This window comes from Nostoc sp. FACHB-110 (genome assembly GCF_014697425.1).
Lineage (GTDB): Bacteria > Cyanobacteriota > Cyanobacteriia > Cyanobacteriales > Nostocaceae > Nostoc_B.
In genome coordinates this window covers 192,834-211,089 of the sequence record NZ_JACJRU010000001.1, presented here as the reverse complement: position 1 = coordinate 211,089, position 18,256 = coordinate 192,834, and the positions used below count along the sequence as shown (strand labels likewise).

The 18,256-nt window shown below is 39.2% G+C and carries 16 protein-coding genes and 1 pseudogene; 9 read left to right on the top strand and 8 right to left on the bottom strand.

The features are described 5' to 3' along the window. Positions 1-110: 110 nt before the first annotated feature. The 3 genes and pseudogenes from H6G69_RS00750 to H6G69_RS00740 all read left to right on the top strand — a co-directional run. A pseudogene (locus H6G69_RS00750) lies at positions 111-290 on the top strand (DUF2887 domain-containing protein); the annotation flags it as partial. Between the two features lie 83 nt (positions 291-373). Next, complete coding sequence (locus H6G69_RS00745; RefSeq protein WP_190680560.1) at positions 374-712, top strand: hypothetical protein; 339 nt, start codon at positions 374-376, stop codon at positions 710-712. Next, positions 712-1,410: a DUF6745 domain-containing protein gene (locus H6G69_RS00740; RefSeq protein ID WP_190680558.1), complete on the top strand. Its 699-nt coding sequence runs from the start codon at positions 712-714 to the stop codon at positions 1,408-1,410. The genes H6G69_RS00745 and H6G69_RS00740 overlap by 1 nt, the downstream gene beginning before the upstream one ends. Positions 1,411-1,567: 157 nt before the next feature. Here H6G69_RS00740 and H6G69_RS00735 read toward each other — a convergent pair whose 3' ends face one another. After that, positions 1,568-3,412 (bottom strand): VWA domain-containing protein, encoded by a 1,845-nt coding sequence (locus tag H6G69_RS00735; RefSeq protein ID WP_190680556.1) that lies wholly within the window; start codon positions 3,410-3,412, stop codon positions 1,568-1,570. A 386-nt stretch (positions 3,413-3,798) separates the two neighbouring features. Between H6G69_RS00735 and H6G69_RS00730 the strand changes: the two genes are divergently transcribed. From H6G69_RS00730 to H6G69_RS33705, 6 genes are all read left to right on the top strand, one after another. Next, a complete protein-coding gene (locus tag H6G69_RS00730) occupies positions 3,799-4,038 on the top strand; it encodes a DNA-binding transcriptional regulator (RefSeq protein ID WP_190680555.1) in 240 nt (79 codons plus the stop codon). 62 nt (positions 4,039-4,100) lie between these two features. Then, a complete protein-coding gene (locus H6G69_RS00725) occupies positions 4,101-5,930 on the top strand; it encodes a VWA domain-containing protein (RefSeq protein ID WP_190680553.1) in 1,830 nt (609 codons plus the stop codon). A gap of 19 nt (positions 5,931-5,949) precedes the next feature. Next, positions 5,950-8,682, top strand: coding sequence for a tubulin-like doman-containing protein (locus H6G69_RS00720; RefSeq protein WP_190680551.1), 2,733 nt, complete (start codon positions 5,950-5,952; stop codon positions 8,680-8,682). Between the two features lie 73 nt (positions 8,683-8,755). Further along, positions 8,756-11,806: a hypothetical protein gene (locus tag H6G69_RS33715; protein ID WP_242071937.1), complete on the top strand. Its 3,051-nt coding sequence runs from the start codon at positions 8,756-8,758 to the stop codon at positions 11,804-11,806. A 21-nt stretch (positions 11,807-11,827) separates the two neighbouring features. Next, the gene (locus tag H6G69_RS33710; RefSeq protein ID WP_242071936.1) at positions 11,828-11,974 is read left to right on the top strand and encodes a hypothetical protein; all 147 of its coding nucleotides are present in this window, start codon (positions 11,828-11,830) and stop codon (positions 11,972-11,974) included. Positions 11,975-12,006: 32 nt separating this feature from the next. Continuing rightward, on the top strand, positions 12,007-12,633 hold the full coding sequence (locus H6G69_RS33705) for a hypothetical protein (RefSeq protein WP_313950117.1): 627 nt from the start codon (positions 12,007-12,009) through the stop codon (positions 12,631-12,633). A 186-nt stretch (positions 12,634-12,819) separates the two neighbouring features. Here the strand turns inward: H6G69_RS33705 and H6G69_RS00710 are convergent, their stop codons facing one another. The 7 genes from H6G69_RS00710 to rcbX all read right to left on the bottom strand — a co-directional run bounded on the left by H6G69_RS00710 (position 12,820) and on the right by rcbX (position 18,243). Then, on the bottom strand, positions 12,820-14,073 hold the full coding sequence (locus H6G69_RS00710) for a ribulose bisphosphate carboxylase small subunit (protein WP_190680549.1): 1,254 nt from the start codon (positions 14,071-14,073) through the stop codon (positions 12,820-12,822). Between the two features lie 89 nt (positions 14,074-14,162). Beyond that, positions 14,163-14,459: a type II toxin-antitoxin system VapC family toxin gene (locus tag H6G69_RS00705; protein ID WP_313950109.1), complete on the bottom strand. Its 297-nt coding sequence runs from the start codon at positions 14,457-14,459 to the stop codon at positions 14,163-14,165. A gap of 123 nt (positions 14,460-14,582) precedes the next feature. After that, a complete protein-coding gene (locus tag H6G69_RS00700; RefSeq protein WP_190680547.1) occupies positions 14,583-15,578 on the bottom strand; it encodes a hypothetical protein in 996 nt (331 codons plus the stop codon). Between the two features lie 103 nt (positions 15,579-15,681). Then, positions 15,682-16,362 carry a Uma2 family endonuclease gene (locus tag H6G69_RS00695; protein WP_190680545.1) on the bottom strand — a complete coding sequence of 227 codons (681 nt, stop codon included), beginning with the start codon at positions 16,360-16,362 and terminating at the stop codon, positions 15,682-15,684. Between the two features lie 73 nt (positions 16,363-16,435). Then, positions 16,436-17,266 carry an aminoglycoside N(3)-acetyltransferase gene (locus H6G69_RS00690; RefSeq protein ID WP_190680544.1) on the bottom strand — a complete coding sequence of 277 codons (831 nt, stop codon included), beginning with the start codon at positions 17,264-17,266 and terminating at the stop codon, positions 16,436-16,438. 194 nt (positions 17,267-17,460) lie between these two features. Further along, positions 17,461-17,790, bottom strand: a complete 330-nt coding sequence (locus tag H6G69_RS00685; protein ID WP_190681166.1) for a ribulose bisphosphate carboxylase small subunit — start codon at positions 17,788-17,790, stop codon at positions 17,461-17,463. A gap of 45 nt (positions 17,791-17,835) precedes the next feature. After that, on the bottom strand, positions 17,836-18,243 hold the full coding sequence (gene rcbX / locus H6G69_RS00680; RefSeq protein WP_190680542.1) for a RuBisCO chaperone RbcX: 408 nt from the start codon (positions 18,241-18,243) through the stop codon (positions 17,836-17,838). Positions 18,244-18,256 lie beyond the last annotated feature (13 nt).

The window sequence follows — 18,256 nt, the reverse complement described above, 5'->3', positions numbered from 1 at the left end:
ATAAACACTGATACAGTGTGAATTTCGGTATTTATCTGTGGTTTTATGCTTGTTTATTTAGCCTTATATCCTATAAATTGGTAATATATGGGGCGCAGCTTGCTAATACTAGTATTGAACAGTGTGATATTCATCCTCATCGCTCATTATTGAACGGCGAACAAGTGCATCGAGTGTATTTGGATGAATTAGGGGATATTCGCTCCTTACCAATTTGGGTAGCATTGATGGTACTGACTACTGTAGAGGAAAGCCAAGCACCACAAGAAGCCAGATATTTGTTAAACAGAAATTGTAAATTTATTACCAAAAATATACTTAATTTAGTAAATATGTACTACAATAAATACGCATTTCAAAACTGAAATACTGTATGTTGAGTAACGGCAAATCCTCGATTAATCAAGCCAACGCGCTTTATCGACACGGTGACGTTTTGCTGCGGCGGATTAACCGCATACCCAATACGGCGCAAAAACGCGTAGGTACAACCCTAGCGCACGGTGAAGTTACAGGACACAGCCATCGCATACAAGAATCTGACCGCGTTCAGTTGTGGGTGTATGGTAGCGATTTGTTTTTAGAAGTAAAACAAGCAGGTGCTACCTTAATTCACGAAGAACATCGGGCAATTGAACTACCTCCAGGACTTTACCGCGTGTGGAGACAACGAGAATATCGTCCTGATGCTTATGTAGAGGTAGAAGATTGATGCTGCACATGATGTCTGGTGGGCGTGTACCCAAAAAACGAGTTAAGCAACCGCCCAACATAAGCCACGAACCTGTATCAGCACAAATGGGACGAAAACTCATCCTAGAACATCGCGCCTGGGATGGGATACGCGTTTTGGGACATCTAGATTTAAGTGGTGCGACAGAACTAGTCAACTTACCAGAAAATCTGACTTGTGAAAGTTTAGATATTAGTGATTGCGTTAATTTAACCACCCTTCCTGAAGGTCTTCATGTTACACGGTGGATTGAGTTAGCGGGAAGTGGGATTACAGGTTTAGGAAAAGGACATGGTTTCGTTTTACGTTGGCGGGGTGTAGAGGTAAACGATTCCATTGCCTTTGAATCCGACTCCATCACCGGGCAAGATATTCTCAAGATAAATAACGTTGAATTGCGGCGAGTGCTAATTGAACGCCTCGGATATGAAACATTTTTGCAGCAAGTGGGAGGATTAATCCGCGATCGTGATACAGATATAGGTGGCGATCGTCAACTTGTCTATATTCCCTTTGAAGATGACGAACCCCTAATGGTCTTAAAAGTCACCTGTCCATCCACAGCACACATTCACGTATTGCGCGTTCCTCCCTATATGCGGACTTGCCATCAAGCAGCCGCCTGGGTTGCTGGCTTTGATAACCCCGATGATTATCAACCACTAATTGAAGCGTGATATCAATAGCTAAAGGGTATAGAGGAAAGAATAGACTTCTTGCAAAATTCGCTATTGGCGAGCTTTTCTTTGCGTCTTTGCGCCTTTGCGCGAGACAAAAAATATTTATGCAAGAGGTCTAATGAATTGGTATTACCCCCTTACACCCCTAAACCCTTCAATTAGTACTTTGCACAAACCGCTTAATATCACCACAAGCAATATAAGACTTGCCATCGGGTGCTGTCTTAATTTCATCAACTACATACAACATTCCTTCCTCGCGGATAGAACGGGGAAAACGCATATTCCAATCTGGTTCATATCCGTCGGAAACTACCCTAGCGCGTAGTTTACTGCCATCTTTAACACATTGAACTAAAACACCATTATCTATAGTGTCAGTAGTCACCAGGTCGGCGGCAGTGGCTGGGGCTTTTGATGCTTTACCTGAAGAACTACTAGACCTTGATTGTCTGGGCGCAAAGAAAATGTCTGCTTCGCCTGGTTTCGCAAAACGGTTGATTGTGCCAACTACACGATAAAAACTGCCATCACTAGAAAGTTCCACGTTTTCCACTACATATCGCGCACCTTCAGCACGAATAGCGCGAGGGAATTGCACGTTTTTATTAGCATCGTAACCATCAGATACGACTTTAACCCGCAGCTTACCGCCTTCCCGAACACAGGTTAGTTCCACACCTGAACCAATTTCATTCACAACCGACATCGCGTAGACTTCATCGCCAGCCGTCACACCACGACCAGCTAGGTCACTGCGGTTACGTGTCATCGTTTGGAAACTTTGGTCGCGTAGTTCTTTGCGCCCGGCATTTCCTAGGGCTTTTTGAGCAATTCTACCTGCAAAATACTCCAGCTGATCGATTTCCTCAGCAATTTCAAAATTCTCGTTTAAGCCTTGGTCTCGCAGAGATTGTACTAAATCACGCAATATTTTTTCCGCTTCTTGATGCTGTCCTTGTTCTGCAAGTTCGAGGGCTGTTTCTTTAGCTTTTGCAATCTTCAGGCGGCTGAGGTCAAGGATGATATGACTAGAAGAAGCTTGCGCTGCTTCTTCAACTGTGCCGAATTTGGCGATGACATCTGTTGTACCTGAAACGTTTTGAATGATGTCATTTTGGATAACATCTGCACTGTAATGCAGTTTCATCACAGGTAATTCGCCTACTTGAACCGAGGATATCATTAAACTCAAACCCAGTAGCTTATCCTCGCTCTCGTAAAGTTCTCCCAAAGTAATTACAGTTTGACCAGCTTGATTTTGACTAACTTTAGCCACACTCAAAGTGTCAACCAGTGTCACACCATCAGCTAATTCCAGTGTTACTTTGAGGTTCTGACCGACTACGGCTTTGAGGCTATCTAGTTCAATGCTGAACACTTCAGCCGCTTCATCAACACTTTGAATAAAGTAGAAGTTACCACTAGCCGCCCTCGCCATACCAATGAGCAAATCTTCATTGAAGCCTTGGGCAAAACCTAAAGTAGTTGTGGTGATTCCTTCCTCGGCTTTTTGTGCTGATGTTGCGGTGAGTATTTTTGGGTCTTGAATACCCATGTTGGCGTGACCATCGGTTAGCAATAGCACACGGTTAATTTTTTGCGTATCAAGCTGGTTTTTGACATATTCACACCCTTTAAGCCAGCCTCCCGATAAATTGGTAATACCACCCGCCCTGACTCGGCGTATAGATTTTTTCAGCGCAGATTTATCGGTAACAGGCTGAGGTGAAACAACAGTATCTACCACATCATCATAAACAACTACCGAGAGAGTATCTTTTGGCTCAAGTTGATCTACAACAGATTCAGCAGCTTGCAGCGCATGGTGTAAAGGTGCGCCAGCCATCGAACCCGAACGGTCAATTACTAGAGAAAGGTTAAGGCTGCGTCGGGGAGATTCAGGTACATCAGCGCGAAAACGCAGCAAAACATTAGCCCTTGATGAAAATCCCGCAGGTAGTATGGGTTGCTCAAATTCATAACTTGTCTTTACCATTTTCTTTTCCCCTCTGAGTTACTGGACATCAGCTGGAACCTGATGATGTATGGATACAAATTGTTGTGCTTAGTTTACCCAGGAGTATGTTTAATGTTGAGAAAGATAAAATGAAATGGGGTTGCGATCGCCTAATCGATAACTTAACCTACTGATTGTTAATTTTGCGGAATAACCGTTAATATTTCTTCAATCTTTTGTCAAAAATACTATCAGTATGTGCGCTACTTCGATATATTTTGCGGTCTAAAAATATATAACCTAGATGTCTTGTCAGGATAAATACTGAGTATTATAAAAGACGTGACATTGACTAAAGAAGCAGTTAATATATAGCTTGATATATCACTTGTTATATCCATCGCCCTAATATGATGGAAAGTTGAATGTCAATTCAAAAAAGAATAATCATTAACCAACCAAAAATTGGTCAGCTTATCCAAGAAATCAGGCAGTTAATGGGCTTGACTCAAGAAGAATTTGCCATAATTCTTGGTGTGACTTTTCCAACAGTAAATCGTTGGGAAAATGGGCATACTAATCCTTCAAAACTTGCAGTAAAGCAAATTGAAGTCTTAATAGAAAAATTAGGCGAAGCCGGAGAAAACCTTTTGTCTAAGTACTAATAGAAAGATATTTATGTCAAAGCATTAGGAGTCATAATCTATATGGCTGGAGACTTCGATTAATGAGGTTAAAACATCTTAATTATTTGTTGGAAGTTAGCTCATTACAAAGTATTTTTGTTTTAGCTATTATGTTAATTACTCACTTTGGTAGTGCATTAGCTCAGACTCCCCAAGGTGGAATTGATTGGATTTTAGTAGTAGATACTTCTGCATCTATGCGAGGTGCAGGTGGAACAAAAAATATTTTTGAGCAAGTAAAAAAATCTATTACTGAATTTGTTAACACTGCTAGATTAGGCGATACCATTACTATCTATACTTTTGACCGGGATGTCAGCTTAAAAGCTCAAGAAATCAGAATTAGTAGTAATCCCGATCGCGGCAAACTTAAGCAGATAATTAATACTTTTACAGCTGACGGTGTGCGTACCCACACAGGTAAAGCTGTACAACAAGCACTGCAAACTTCTGCTGAATTAAACCAACGTACTAATGCAGGCGATCGCACTGTCAGTGTAGTCTTTTTGACAGATGGTTTGGAAGATGTGCAAGGTATTCCTAACCCTGTACCGATTCCTCAAAGTACCCAGCTTTTGCGTCAACAACAATGTAAACCTTATGTATTTTTCGTATCTTTAGGCCTGAAAGAACACGAAAAGCAACTAAATGATTTTGCTAACAGTCCAGCATTATGTGGTAAAGGACAGGTATTGCGAGATCCTGGTGGTGTAAAACTTAATCAATTAGCTCAAAGTATTCGACCAATACTGATTAAACCGCAGCTTGATGTTGATGTATCTACTGCTAATTTGCAGCCAATATTACCAGGAACAACAACAGAAGCATTAAAAATTAATAGTATTAGTAATGTCGATACCAAGGTAAATTTAAAGCTACAAGACAATAAGCAAAGCGGCATCCGCTTAGTTGCACCTAATAGCGCAATTAACCTAAAAGCTAATAAATTAACAACCATTTCTGTCAAATTACAAATTCCTGCTAAAGTGCTAGGTGGTACTAGCAATTTGGGCCTGATAGTATCAGCAACAGATAAAGCGGTTGCACCGCAAATAATTGATCTACCTATCACTATTAAGCCGCAATTATCACTGCTAACAAACAATTTAGATTTCGGTTCTATAGAAGCAGGTAAAACTAGTCAAACACAAATTTTAGTCATTCGCAGTAATATATCAGGCACAGCTAATTTACAACTGCAAGGCAATCCTCAAGATGTCACTTTAAAACAACCATTAGCAGGCGTATCTTTAAGAGTTGGAGAAACTAAAATTCCTCTACAGTTTGCGGTTGCTAATAGCAGTTTTGACGGGAAACGTACTTTTAATGTAGTTATTACTCCTGATCAGTCTTTAGCTAAATCTCTGAATGCCAAAGTGCAACTCCAAATCTTGATGCCACTGGGGCGGAAAATCTTTATTTGGTCAGTATTAGTATTGCTGATTTTATTAATTACCTTAACGATATTTTGCTTAATTCAACGTAAAACCCCGTGGGAATTAGCTCAAGATATTCGCACACGCAACCATTTAGAAGGGGAATTAGAACTACTAGAACCAGCACCAATATCACCAGAAGAACAATACATCAGTCTTACCCATCAGCACAAGCAAAAAATCAATTTGAGTGAAATAGTTTCAGCGATCGCACTTACAAATTGTGATGCTGAATTATTTATCGATTGGCAAGTTGGTAAAAAATATGTATATCTACGGAGTTTACAAGGTAATAATTTTGTCAATAATGAAAAGTTCACTAAAGTTCAACTATACGATGAAGATACAATCCAGCTTGGTAACGTAAAGCTGCGATTTAACTGGATTGGCAATCAACGGCCCTATGAACAAAACAGTGGGCTGGCAAACTTTTAAAGATATCAGAGGAAATTAAATGTCACGTCCCACAGTTGTTTTTCGCCCTACTGTTGTCATCGGGTTAGGAGGTACAGGTTATGAAGTTGTACTCAAGCTGAAAAAACGCTTTATTGATGCTTACGGCGAAGTACCAGAAATTATTCACTTTCTTTCTATTGATACAACCGAAAATATTCAAAGCCGGGAAAAATCACCAGATGGTACTAAAGTTGTTTTAGAACCTAATGAACTGTATGCAATTTCTGTTGCCAATCCAGGCCCTTATACACGCAACGATCATATTGAGGAATGGTGGCCTAAAAATATCCCTACATCTAGCCTAATTAGTGGTGCTGGACAGATTCGCGCCCGTGGACGGTTAGCCTTTTTTGCCAAAGTAGGCGATATTAACGGTTTAATAGCCCAGGCGATTAATGCTGTGCGCGAAATTCGCAGTAGTAAACAAGCATATTCAGATAACTTTCAAGTTTCTAACCGTGATGGAGTAGAAGTTTTTATTGTTGGGAGTTTAGCTGGAGGAACAGGAAGCGGCACTTTTTTAGATGTGGCGTTTTTATGCCGCCAATATCTTAATAGTTTTTCTAATATTACCGGGGTTTTTGTATTACCTAGAGTCTTTGCGAATCTTCCCCAAACTCACCTAGTGAAATCTAATGCTTATGGTGCGCTGAAGGAGATAGAACACTTTTGGAATTTATCACCATCAAATACCTTAGAAATTGATTACGCTATTACCAAAGTTAAAGCAGACCGCCCTCCCTTCGATGCGGTATTTTTAATGGATGGTGTGAACAAAAATGGCACTGTTATAAGTCGTCCTAATGACTTACAAAATTTAATTGCTGATGGTTTATATATTCAAATTGGCTCGCAAATTGGGTTAGATGCTGCTAACGTCGCTGATAATATTCGGGCTTATTTGGCAACTGGTGAGAAAGTTCGAGGCAGAAATATCAATTACTGTAGTTTTGGCTTTGCAACTTTGACTTTGCCAGTACAACAGTATGAGCGGATGAAATTAGAAGATGCACAAAACTTGCTCAAAAATGAGTTGATGTCTTCTATTGCAAATATTGATATCGGAAACGAAATAGACCGTTTTTTACAAGACTGCAAATTAGCAGAAGCAACTACACTTTTAGATAGTTTGACAGAAAGCGATCGCGGTGGACAAGTCAAACCAGAGTTTCGCATCGGTGAAATGAAATTTGACCGGACATCTTTACCGACGATTCAAGAATTGTACAAGCGGCAGTTAGACCAAATGGAACAAAAAACTGCTAAAGATTTAGCGATGAATTTCTATCGCTTAGAACAAATTGCAACTACTACTATTTCAGCTTGGTTAGAGCGCAGTCTTAACCGTCCCAATGGTCTAGCTTCTACAATCCAATTTGTCAGCAAACTCGCCCAAAATATAGATGAATTACAACAAAATGTGCAGCGTAAAGCCAAAGAAGCACAATCTAACTTTAATGCTTTAAAATTAGAACCACAAGAAGAAAAAATTAAAGAAGCAGCCGGAGGTATTTTTGTTAATAAAAATAATATCCAAGCAGCTTGTCAAAGATTTAAAGAAAGGGCTGATCAAAAGTGGCGGATATATTTACATTGGAAGCGGTGTGATAAAGCAGCAGAACTGTGTGGTGTTCTACGAACTAAGCTAGAAGAGATTCAAGAAAAATGTCAACGCATTCACAGCAACCTAGATAAAGTTTACCGAGATTTAGAACAAAGTTACATCGAAGTTAGCCGTCAAGGTAATTCTGATAATCCTTTTATTCACACTATTCAGCGCGTTGACTTAGAATCGAAACGCCCTAAAGTTAGTGGCGAAGACTTCATCCGTTGGTATCGAGAACAGTCTCAAAGTTTAACTAATTGGTCTGAGAAAAAAGCTGAAGATGTTAAAGATGAAATCTTGGCATTTATGGATGAAACTTATCGTCCACTCACCAGTATGAATGTTGAGCAAGTCTTGGCGGCTAGTAACCCAGAAGATGCCGGACAAGATTTACAACAACTTGGTAAACTTGCAGTTCCTTTGTGGCAATATCAAGACGCAGAAATTCCAGCTAAACAACAGCACGTCATTACAGAATTTTATTACTACGGAGTAGAAAGTAATAACACTATTTTTAGTGACCCACCGCTTTCTAGTCGTATACCTAAAGGTAAAGGTAATGCTTCTTTTGTACCGACAGGTGAACCCCATAAACTGACACTGTTTCGCGTAGAAATAGGCGTACCTTTGTTTGCGCTGAATGGGGTGAAAGATATGGAACTAGCTTATTTAGATCCGGATAAAGTCTTCAAACACCTACATCGTAATTGGACAAATTTACCGAATTTAATTCCCCCAGAAGATGATGGCGGAGCTTTACGCTGGTTTGCTTTAGCTTTAGCACCTCAACCTTATTCATTGATTGTCAATCAGAAACGACAATATTTTGTACATACAGACCAAGCGAGAAGATTAGAAGATGGTATTTTGCCTTTAGGAAGCGATCGCAAATCAGCATTCAGAGCCTTCAAAAATAATGTACCACTGATTAAAGAAATCGAGAGTAAAGTCGAGCAAATCACTGATAAAGATAAAGAAAAAGCTAGACACTCTTTAGAAAACTACATCAAACACCTCAATCAGCTTTTAAAAGAGGGCAAAGTTGATATACAAATTAAAGAACAGGTGGAAATGGAAATTCAAGAAATTGAGGCTTACGTAGAAGATTTAGATGTAATTAGCTAGTAAAGGTTAGCTCCAATAAAGCACACATTACAAAATTTTAGACTTCAGACTTCAGCCTTTTTGTACTAGCATCATGTCAAAACCAACTATTTTACTTGCTCTCGACCCTCATAGTGCCGCTTTATGTGCAGCTATCAAGCGGCAACTTCAACCATTATCCTCTGTTCAAAGTCGTTTAATTGAGGCTTATACTTTCACTTGGGACGGTCAAACTTTTGGGTTTAGTGATGAATTAGATAAGTTTGCTGATGCAAGTTTTGACCTCAACTTGATAAACCCAAAACAAGCTTACATATCACAACTGAGTCAACAGTTTCAACAAGGGACAAAGGAACTGCAAACTATTTTAATTAATTTAATTAAATCAGTTAAGCAAACTCCAGAAGCGATCGCCGTGAAAAATGCCGGAGTTGAAATCAGTTCTGGGTATAGAATATATATCATGTTTTCAGCCTGCGATCAGCGCGGACGAGAGGTGATATTTGAACTGTCCCGCTTGATTCATTGGCTATTTAGTAAATATTTTGCAGATATCCCCCATAGTTTAGAGACTTTGTTGCTTTTACCAGGGTTATTTGCTCAAGCCAGAACTGAAAATTATAGTGTTGCTTATCAATTTTTGAAAGAATTAGACGACAAAATGACTCAAGGAGTGGTCATTTCTGGTACTCAAAAAAGACCACCCTTTGATAATTGTTGGTTGATTGATGAACGTATTGGAGAGTTAGGAGTTAATTTAAATAGCTACGCTGATGCTTTTGCAGGTTTTTTAACTCTTGAACCAGAAACAGGTGGCTTGTTGATTGGTATACATACAGTGCGGGGGAAAATTGGTGCTTACAGTACATTTGGCTATGGAGAGTTATTTTTCCCAGCAGACATAGTTATAGACCGTTTGAGTTCAGCCTTAGCCGCAGATATTGTCATACAGGAGTTTTTACCCCAAGCAAAACTCACTCCAGACGCAAATCGTCAATTGCTGTTAAATGCTAAAGAATTTGTCCTGAGTGAAGAATACAACGATGCTTTACAGCAATTAGAACGAGATAACGGTAAACCAGTTTGGCAAGATTTTAGTCCTCGAATTGATATTCGTCCTGGTAAAGTTCAAGAATATGGAATTGAATTGCAACGTGCTTATAAGCAATTTGAAAATAAAGAGCTAATTTCATATAAGCGCACCCTAGAAAGTTGTGGTAAACAAGCACAAGCAGCATTAACTAAACTTTTAGACAGGAGAATTAATGAATATGCTGATGCTGTAACCAGTGGCTTGCATGAAGCTGTCAGATTATCCAATATCTTGACTAATTCTTATGTGGAATTGCAAAGTGAATCTATTAGTGATCGCCCGGAAAATTTAGTTACAGAACTACGTGCTGCCGAAGCTTTTTTAGATAGCAAATTGCAAGTCATAATTAACAAAGAAAACAGCCAAAATCTGCTCAATGAAATTTTTAATTTAAAATGGCAACGGCAGCAATTACAAGACACCTTAGCCGAAACTAATTCCGAAGCCGCCACCCAAGAACTACAGAAAATTCAAGAAAAATTACAAGTTGCTGTTACTGATTATCATCAAGCCATCAATACAGAAATTGAACAAACTCGGCAAACCCGCTTAGTAGCAATTGATGATGCTAGAACCAAAGCGCAAGCAGCGATTACTTTAGCGCAAAAACAGTTAAATTCCTTAGAAAATCAACTAGAAACAGCTACAGACCAGTTAAATGAACTGCTAGCAGAAGAAAGCCGTTTTCGCTCCTTCTATCTGATTATTTGCCCTGCGGTTGTTGCTATTTTCTTAGTTGGAGGGATAGTTTTAACTGGGCTTTTTAGTCAATCAACTCTTTGGTTGTTATTACAAAATCTAGGCGGTAATTTATTTAATTACTTACTTTGGGGTTTAGTTACAATATTGACTTACTTAGGTTTAGTTTGGCTGAAGTATAGCACTAGTATCCGCGATCGCATTCAAAAAAGCCAAAAACAAATTAAACGTCTAGAAAGTAGTTTAAAGGCTACTGGTGTAGAATTGCGCCGCAACTATAACGAGCAATTAAAGTTAGAATATGACCTTTATGCTCAAAAAATTCGCGTTGAAGTAGTCAATCATTTGCTTAATATAGGTAAGCAAAGAAGTATCACGTTAAGTCAAGCTTTATCTAACTTTTCTCAAATATATGAGATTTTAATTTCTCAACATGAGAAAGCATCTACAAATTACTCAGAAACTAGATTAGCAATTTTAAGCAATTCAGATATTGATGTTTATTACCATCAAACAGTTTTATCTGAACTACCGATTAATAAATTCACTCAAGAAGAAGTTAGCCGTTCTCAATCTTGGCAAATTTCTAATCAAGAGTTTCAAAATAAATTGCTATTTTTTGCCAGAAAACAGTTTGAACATCTCAATCAATTATCGATTGGTGAAGTCTTAAAATCAGATTTGATTTCAAACAACACCGCCAATGTTCGATTGAATCAACTTTATAATAGTGCCAAACTGTTATTACGTCTTCAAGATGGCGATGCTCATCTAAACCCTACATCTCAACCAGAAATTAACCTTTGGGTAGGAGCAAAAGATAAAGAAGAAATACTCCGGCTTTACAGCCGCTTTAGCCGTACCTTAACACCTTTTGTCGCAGAAGATGAAAGAAATATATGTGTTTTAGTACGTTCTTTAGGTTTCCCTGCTTACTTTCTCAGCCAAATTGAATTTTATCGAGACTGCTATGAAAAGAACTCTATTGAACAGCAAAATGACAATATACCTGATATAATCCCAGAAGAAATTGGCACAAGTAAAGAATTGAGTATGGCTTACGAAACTCTGATGTTAGGGTTGGCATTTGGTTTAGTAAACCAAGATGTTCAAGGTAATCATCAGTTTAACGGACAGAAACTTGGTAGAGACAGAGAAAAAATTTCCTTAGCTTTTGCCAATGAATTCAACTATCAAGAACTATATGGCAAACTAGAACAAAGCGTACAAGAGTATGAACATGATTCTATTTATCTCCACTTGCAGAAATTAGAACAATCTGCAAAAGATTTAAGTAATTATGAATCTAAGCTTTTAGCTCGTTTACTAGCAAAATATAACCCGTTGAATTAGCTATATTTCCCTCATGACAGCTTGTCTCGTTCTGCCAAATATACTCGCTACCTGAGCGATCGCACGCTACTAAGAACTCATACTACTACGATCATGCCAGAGTTAATTCCTTTACCTAAACTCCGAGAGAATGCTCCCGCCAAACCGGAACGGTTAGCGGTGAGATGAATTGTTGTTTTTAGGTAAAATTAGTCTCCACAATTATCTCTGCAATTCTTCCAGGTATTTCTTATCGTTTAAATGAAATTTCTCACCCCTACACACGTAACGGGTTAGAAATCGAAGTTTTAGTAAATGGTAGTTGGATAGAAATTGGCGAATGTGGAGAAACGCATCCTGGTTTATTAAAACCTGGTTATACTGGATTAGCTTCTGGTTGGGGATTAGACAGATTAGTAATGTTAGTTAAAGGGATAGATGACATTCGTTTATTACGAAGCACCCATCCCCGGATAGCTGCCCAGATGACTAACCTGGAACCCTATAATTTGGTATCTAATCAACCCAGTATCAGCCGAGATATGTCGATTGTCACTGGGATAGATACGGATATCGAGGATATTTGTGAAAACATTATAAAGATATTGGACAAAGATGCGGAATTATTGGAATCAGTGGAAGTTTTAAGTGATACCCCCTATAACGAACTTCCATCACTGGTAATTCAACGTCTAGGTATTCAACCTCATCAAAAAAACTTGTTGCTGCGGATGACTTTGCGAAGCTTACATACATCTATTAGTAATCAACAAGCCAATATTTTACGGAATTTAGTTTATCAGCAAATTTATCAAGGGAATTGTTATCCCATTTCACAAAAAACCTGATAAATATTAACACAGGACTTACGTATGAAAACGAAAAATCAAGGGTTTGGAGAAGGGGGTAAGGGTGTAGGGGTGTATGTATCCAAAACCCATTAACCCGACACCCATTAACCCAGTCTTCACAGACAATCTTTGTGCGTAAGTCCCATAACACTGTAGAGACGTAGCATTGCTACGTCTCTAGTCTTAATTTTTGCCATTCGGTCGTTGAATAATCGTTTCTACAACCCGCCGCTTGGCTTTTGGGTCAATTCCTACCAAGCGCACATACTCCCCACTGTATTCATTTAGATGTGATTCTAAAGTTGAGATAGCATCAGACTCAGCATCGATATGAATTGTACCGCAACTTTGCCAAGCACCTGTACGGAAGCGGCGTTCATCTACGTGTTCAAAGGTAAGTTTGAGACCTTGAGACAAGATTTGTCGAATTTGTTCTTGAGTCTCTAGACTTACATGGGTACTTGATATTTCTTGTTTGCGAGAACTATTACCATTAGATGATGGCTGACTAACTGGTGCTTCAGTAGTTTTTGGTGCAGTTTGATAACTTCTACCTCGATTAAGGCGATTATATTCATCCACCAACTGAGAATTTTCCACCCGTTTTTGTTCACCTACCATAAACTTACCAGACTCAATTAAATGAGACAGACTAAAATCTGGCTTTTTAAACTCTGGTGGCCCTTCTACACTATTTACCACACGCATAGAGATGCGTTCAAAACCTATTTTATGAATAAAGTCGCGGATTTGTTCATCATAAATTCGAGAACGCAAAGCACTAAAAAAGTCAATTGATTGATTAGCAAAAGTATCCACTAATTGTTCAATTTCGCGTTTTGAAAGTCCATCCTCCGCAAAAATTCCGCCGACAATTCCCACTTTGTCATCGCGGTTAGGTTCCCAATAGAATTTTTCCATCCGTCCATCTCGAATTAATGGCGCATACAGAGTGGAAAAATCATTACCTGTGACGATAATGGGGACACGCCGTATCGGGTTGGAATCATAGCTACCCGGTAATTGTACATCTGTAGGATTATCCGCAATATTCATCAGTGTGGCATTTACCAACTGAGTATTTACCGTGTATTGCGTACCTTCATCAAAGCGGCCTGCACCCGCATCTAAATCGTTAATCATCAGTACACACATTTTGCCACGTACTTTGATGAGTTCGGCTGTTTCTCGATAGCGTAGCCGAATTAACCGTGCTGGGTCTCCTGCATCTGGACTTTCTAATTCGCCGCCAGAGATGAGTGTTACCTCGATACCCATTTTCTCGAACACTAACTCACATTGGAAGGATTTACCTTCACCTTTACGTCCGTGGATACCTAAAATTAAAGGAACTCGCACACCAGGAAGATTTAAGAAGTTCTTGGTAATGTGAACAGCAAGTTTATCCAAAAAGCGAGGAGCAATATAATAACTCATACAATTATCACTGGTGATGCCTTACTCAATAATGCTATGTTTTTTTGGTATTTATTGTTTACTAATCTTTGGGTAGATATCTACAGCTACTACCACAAACGCTGTATAGGATATGTAGCAAAAATTTTATCCGCACTTAATACAGGTATATTTTCTACAATTGCTTGGGCAATTAACATTCTGTCAAAGGGGTCACGATGGTGTAATGGCAATTGAGAAACCACTAAAATATGTTCAATGCTGATAGGCAATAATTGAATACCATTTATCACTATTTGTTGTTCAACAAACTCAGCAAAACTCAAGTGAAAATTTAGTTTGCCGATACTGTGTTTGACAGCCATTTCCCAAACACTGGCAATATTTAAAAGGTCAGAATTCAGCACCCAGGAGTCAGAAGTCAGAATGAATAAGTATCTAGTAGATTAGGAAATTTATTCATTAGATATTTATCTTAATTCTTTAACCATTCTGAATCCTAAATTCAGACAAATACAGCCTAAGTCTCATCACTGGTATTGGCTCACCAGTTTTTGGATATATGGCTTGGATGAACCGTAACTAACAATTACTATATCAAGCTCAACATTTTTATAGATGTTCAAGGCACGTTGAATTGCTCCCATTATCCAATCTGTTTGGTTGCCAAATGCTCCACCACCAAGCAGCGTCAGAAACAATTTGTTATTCCCATTTTTTCTCCAATTCAAAATGGCAGCACAAATAGTTGCTTCATAGGATGCCTCTAAAACCAACTGTGCAAATTTTGCCCATAAATCTGAAAAATGATCCGAGTAAGCGACTGGTAAAGCCGAACAATAAGCTTGTGAAACTTTGTGTTTGCAGTCATTCAGCGTCACTTGTGTATCCCACTGAATGCCAATGCGTAACAACTCTCGCAATTTATCAACTCCCTCCTCGTTTAACGCTTCCAGCCGATTTGAAATTTCGACTAACCCAGCGCGTGATGCCAAAGCATAACCGTTTCGCATTTCCCAAAGACGGTTATCTTGATTTCCGAGTGCGGCTCCTATATCTTTGAGGCAATCGATTTGGTTTGTTGCGGATTGACCAATTTGCCCATTTACTCTCACAAAATAATTTCGATAAATTGTTCCTGCCCCAGCTGCTACAGCACAAGCTGGCCCTTGCGTAAAATCATTTTCATAAATCCCTACACCATACTCAGGTGTTACATAAGGATATCTCATCTCTAGCAAATTGAACTGGGAAGCTACCTGAAATACTGAATTAGCATTAGCTTCATTGATATGCAAATCCTGCACATTGGCTACTACTTCTCGGAGAGTTATTTTTCCTTGTGGATATCCACTTTTGAGAACGCGTTCTCTCAGTTGGGCTAAAGACGCTATTTCTAACTGACCACAGACTATGACTTTGCCATTTACATGAGATTTTAACAACTCACCGTCAACAGTCATATTTTCTCTCACCAGAATTGGAGATTGTTCCGCAAAACCTGTTAACGTTTCAAACCAAGTCACTTTTTTACTCTTTTTTTTCACACTTCCCTCTTTTCTAAGTATTTACAAATCCCAGACTCATGACTTCTGGGTGCTGAATTCTTACGTATCACCAATAATTAAGTTAAGAATGTGTTGATATTTGTTGAATAAATAGTTGATGTGCTTCCGATGCCACTCCTTGTTGTAATACTGCTAAAACTTGCGTCATTTCTCCGGTTAATAATGCTGATAACTCTAACCATAAACCAGGAAAAGTTCGACTTTTGATTATGCCGTTAGTATCTGGATTTAATGTTATATAATCACCATTTTCTAAAACGAACCAATCAAGTTTATTATCAAAAACTTGCCAAACAATATATTCTTTAACGCCATTGCGACGGTACACACGTTTTTTGTCATACAAGTCATTAGCGGCACTGCTGGCTGCTACTTCAGCAATTAATTCTGGTGCGCCTTCTATATAGTCATCTTCGGTAATACGTGTTTGTCCACCTAGTTGTTCGTCAATTAGTAGCACAACATCTGGCTGTACTTCATTATCTAAATCTAAGCGGACTGTAGAATTATCACCTAACTCTACACCAGGGGTAGAAACTTTGTAAGTTCCCAGCCAAATTATCAAGTTTCCATGTGGTTTACCATGACTTTTGAAACGTAAGGGTGAGGCTATGTATACGACTCCTTCGATTAATTCGGCTTTTTTGGTATTGGGCATGGCGTGATAGCGGTGTTCAAATTCTTGGCGAGTTAGGCGATCGCCACTTTCTAAAGGTGGTACTTTTAAATTTGATGCTGCCATTGCCAAATTCCTCAAAGGAGTTTTACTGCATCTAGTATAAGCAATTCTTATCTGTAGCGGAATGCGGGGAGCGTCAACTCGGATTATCTCTCAACCAAGCAACTGCAAAATCAACAGCGTTTCTCATATTAAATAATTTTGTTGTTGCTGAACCAACTGTTGAGATTCCAACTTGACCAGTTATTTCTAAAGCTTCACCTACTTCTACAAAACAGTCAGTATCAAACTCAATATCTGTGAACCATTGCCAAACTCTTTGTCCTGCTTTTAAAATCGGCGCACCCTGTTTAACTTTTTGTCTTTTACCTACTCGGTACTCAGCTAGATGAAAACTAGTGCAATTTTCATATCCAACTCCCAATAAAAGTACCCAAGCATTCAAATTGTACAAACGAGCTAACGGTGAATTTTCTCCTAAAGAGTAGTCTAGAGAGTGATTTGAAATTATCTTTTCAGCATCTTTACCCCAAGCAGCAAAAGAAACCTGGGGATGAGAACTTCGCAGCACATTTTCCCAGGTGCGGAAGGTTTCTACAATCTTTCCCATACCTCGTGTTGGAGTCACTTTAGGGTCAAAGGCTGGCATAGTTTCCCGAATGATAGACCACCACTCTTGGGGAACTGGCGGTTCTTGCCACATTGCAGGGTCAGATAAATCACCAGAATGGGTAGGCATTACCAAATTTCCGCTTGGTGTAATGACATCCATTAATGCCTGAACTACTGCGACTGAACCGCCACAAACCCATCCTAATGAACTCAAAGAAGAATGAACTATCACATTCATACCTGGTGCTAGGCCAGCATTGGATAAATCTGTTGCTAGACTCTGGCGAGTGCGAGGAGATGATGTGTTGAGAATGACTTTTGATTCACTTAAGTATTTTTGGTAAGCAGTGGACATCTTTAACTGTAGCCATCCTTCATTTTCCAGTTTTATTCTTAATAACTTATTTACGTAATCGAGTTCAAAGCCAAAATCCAGAGCGAGAATTTTCTGCAAATAGCCCAAAAAAAAGAGAGGCTTTTATTTCACCTCTCTTGTTTAAATTTAGTTCACTCAGGTATTAGGACTGTTACCCCTTACCTGTAACTTTTTCAATATCTGTTGGGTTTGTGAACAATGAAGCTCAGTACTTGACACTGCTTGATGTTATCGAAACCTACAACACGAATGTAGTGGGTAGGATATTGAGAACGGCAAGATTGAACTTCGCTTAATACTTCACGGGTAGATTTAGCTCCGAACAAAGGCAACTTCCACAGTGTCCAGTAATATTCGGTTGGTTCAGAAACTTCGTTAAATTCAATTGCGGGAATGTAGCCTTGGCTCAGAATGTACTGAACTTGTTTTTCAATTTGAGCGTCGCTGAGGGGGGGAAGATAAGACAGGGTTTCGTAGCGGCGCTCTTTTGGTAGGGTTTGCATAACTGGTGATAACTGTTTGCTATTTTGTAACGGCTTAGACATTTCCTAACTGGCTAAGTTGTCCCAGTCAGGATCGGAAAAACTTTGTTGTTCTGATTCAGGACTGGGGTTAGATAAACTCAGCTGCGTGATGCGTTCTAAATGCTGGCGACGTTGTTCTGTATTAGCTTGCTGTATACCAGTCAGAACCATTTCTGGTAAGAATTCAACAACTTCTTCAGCGATGTGTTCTCTGACTGTCATTATCCGCAGGGCTAAATCTGGCTTTTCTTGGAAAAGTTGTTTAATGTAAGCTTCTCCATCCTGGACTTTTCCGGCGGAAAAGTTATGCAGCCAAACAGCTAACGGTGGATTCGTTTCGCCTAGCTGTGCCAGCACTGTCCTTAGTGCCTGATAAGTCAGGTAGCTTTGGAGAGTTTTGGCTGTATCTTTCGCAATTTGCTTGAGATTCATGCTTGACCCAGCC

Bases quoted from the DNA above. Each gene is read 5' to 3' on its own strand.
- H6G69_RS00690 (WP_190680544.1), bottom strand. From the start codon at position 17,266: ATGTCCACTGCTTACCAAAAATACTTAAGTGAATCAAAAGTCATTCTC.
- H6G69_RS00685 (WP_190681166.1), bottom strand. From the start codon at position 17,790: ATGCAAACCCTACCAAAAGAGCGCCGCTACGAAACCCTGTCTTATCTT.
- H6G69_RS00710 (WP_190680549.1), bottom strand. From the start codon at position 14,073: ATGAGTTATTATATTGCTCCTCGCTTTTTGGATAAACTTGCTGTTCAC.
- H6G69_RS00720 (WP_190680551.1), top strand. From the start codon at position 5,950: ATGTCACGTCCCACAGTTGTTTTTCGCCCTACTGTTGTCATCGGGTTA.
- H6G69_RS00695 (WP_190680545.1), bottom strand. From the start codon at position 16,362: ATGGCAGCATCAAATTTAAAAGTACCACCTTTAGAAAGTGGCGATCGC.
- H6G69_RS00730 (WP_190680555.1), top strand. From the start codon at position 3,799: ATGTCAATTCAAAAAAGAATAATCATTAACCAACCAAAAATTGGTCAG.
- H6G69_RS00735 (WP_190680556.1), bottom strand. From the start codon at position 3,412: ATGGTAAAGACAAGTTATGAATTTGAGCAACCCATACTACCTGCGGGA.
- rcbX (WP_190680542.1), bottom strand. From the start codon at position 18,243: ATGAATCTCAAGCAAATTGCGAAAGATACAGCCAAAACTCTCCAAAGC.
- H6G69_RS33715 (WP_242071937.1), top strand. From the start codon at position 8,756: ATGTCAAAACCAACTATTTTACTTGCTCTCGACCCTCATAGTGCCGCT.
- H6G69_RS00740 (WP_190680558.1), top strand. From the start codon at position 712: ATGCTGCACATGATGTCTGGTGGGCGTGTACCCAAAAAACGAGTTAAG.
- H6G69_RS00745 (WP_190680560.1), top strand. From the start codon at position 374: ATGTTGAGTAACGGCAAATCCTCGATTAATCAAGCCAACGCGCTTTAT.
- H6G69_RS00725 (WP_190680553.1), top strand. From the start codon at position 4,101: ATGAGGTTAAAACATCTTAATTATTTGTTGGAAGTTAGCTCATTACAA.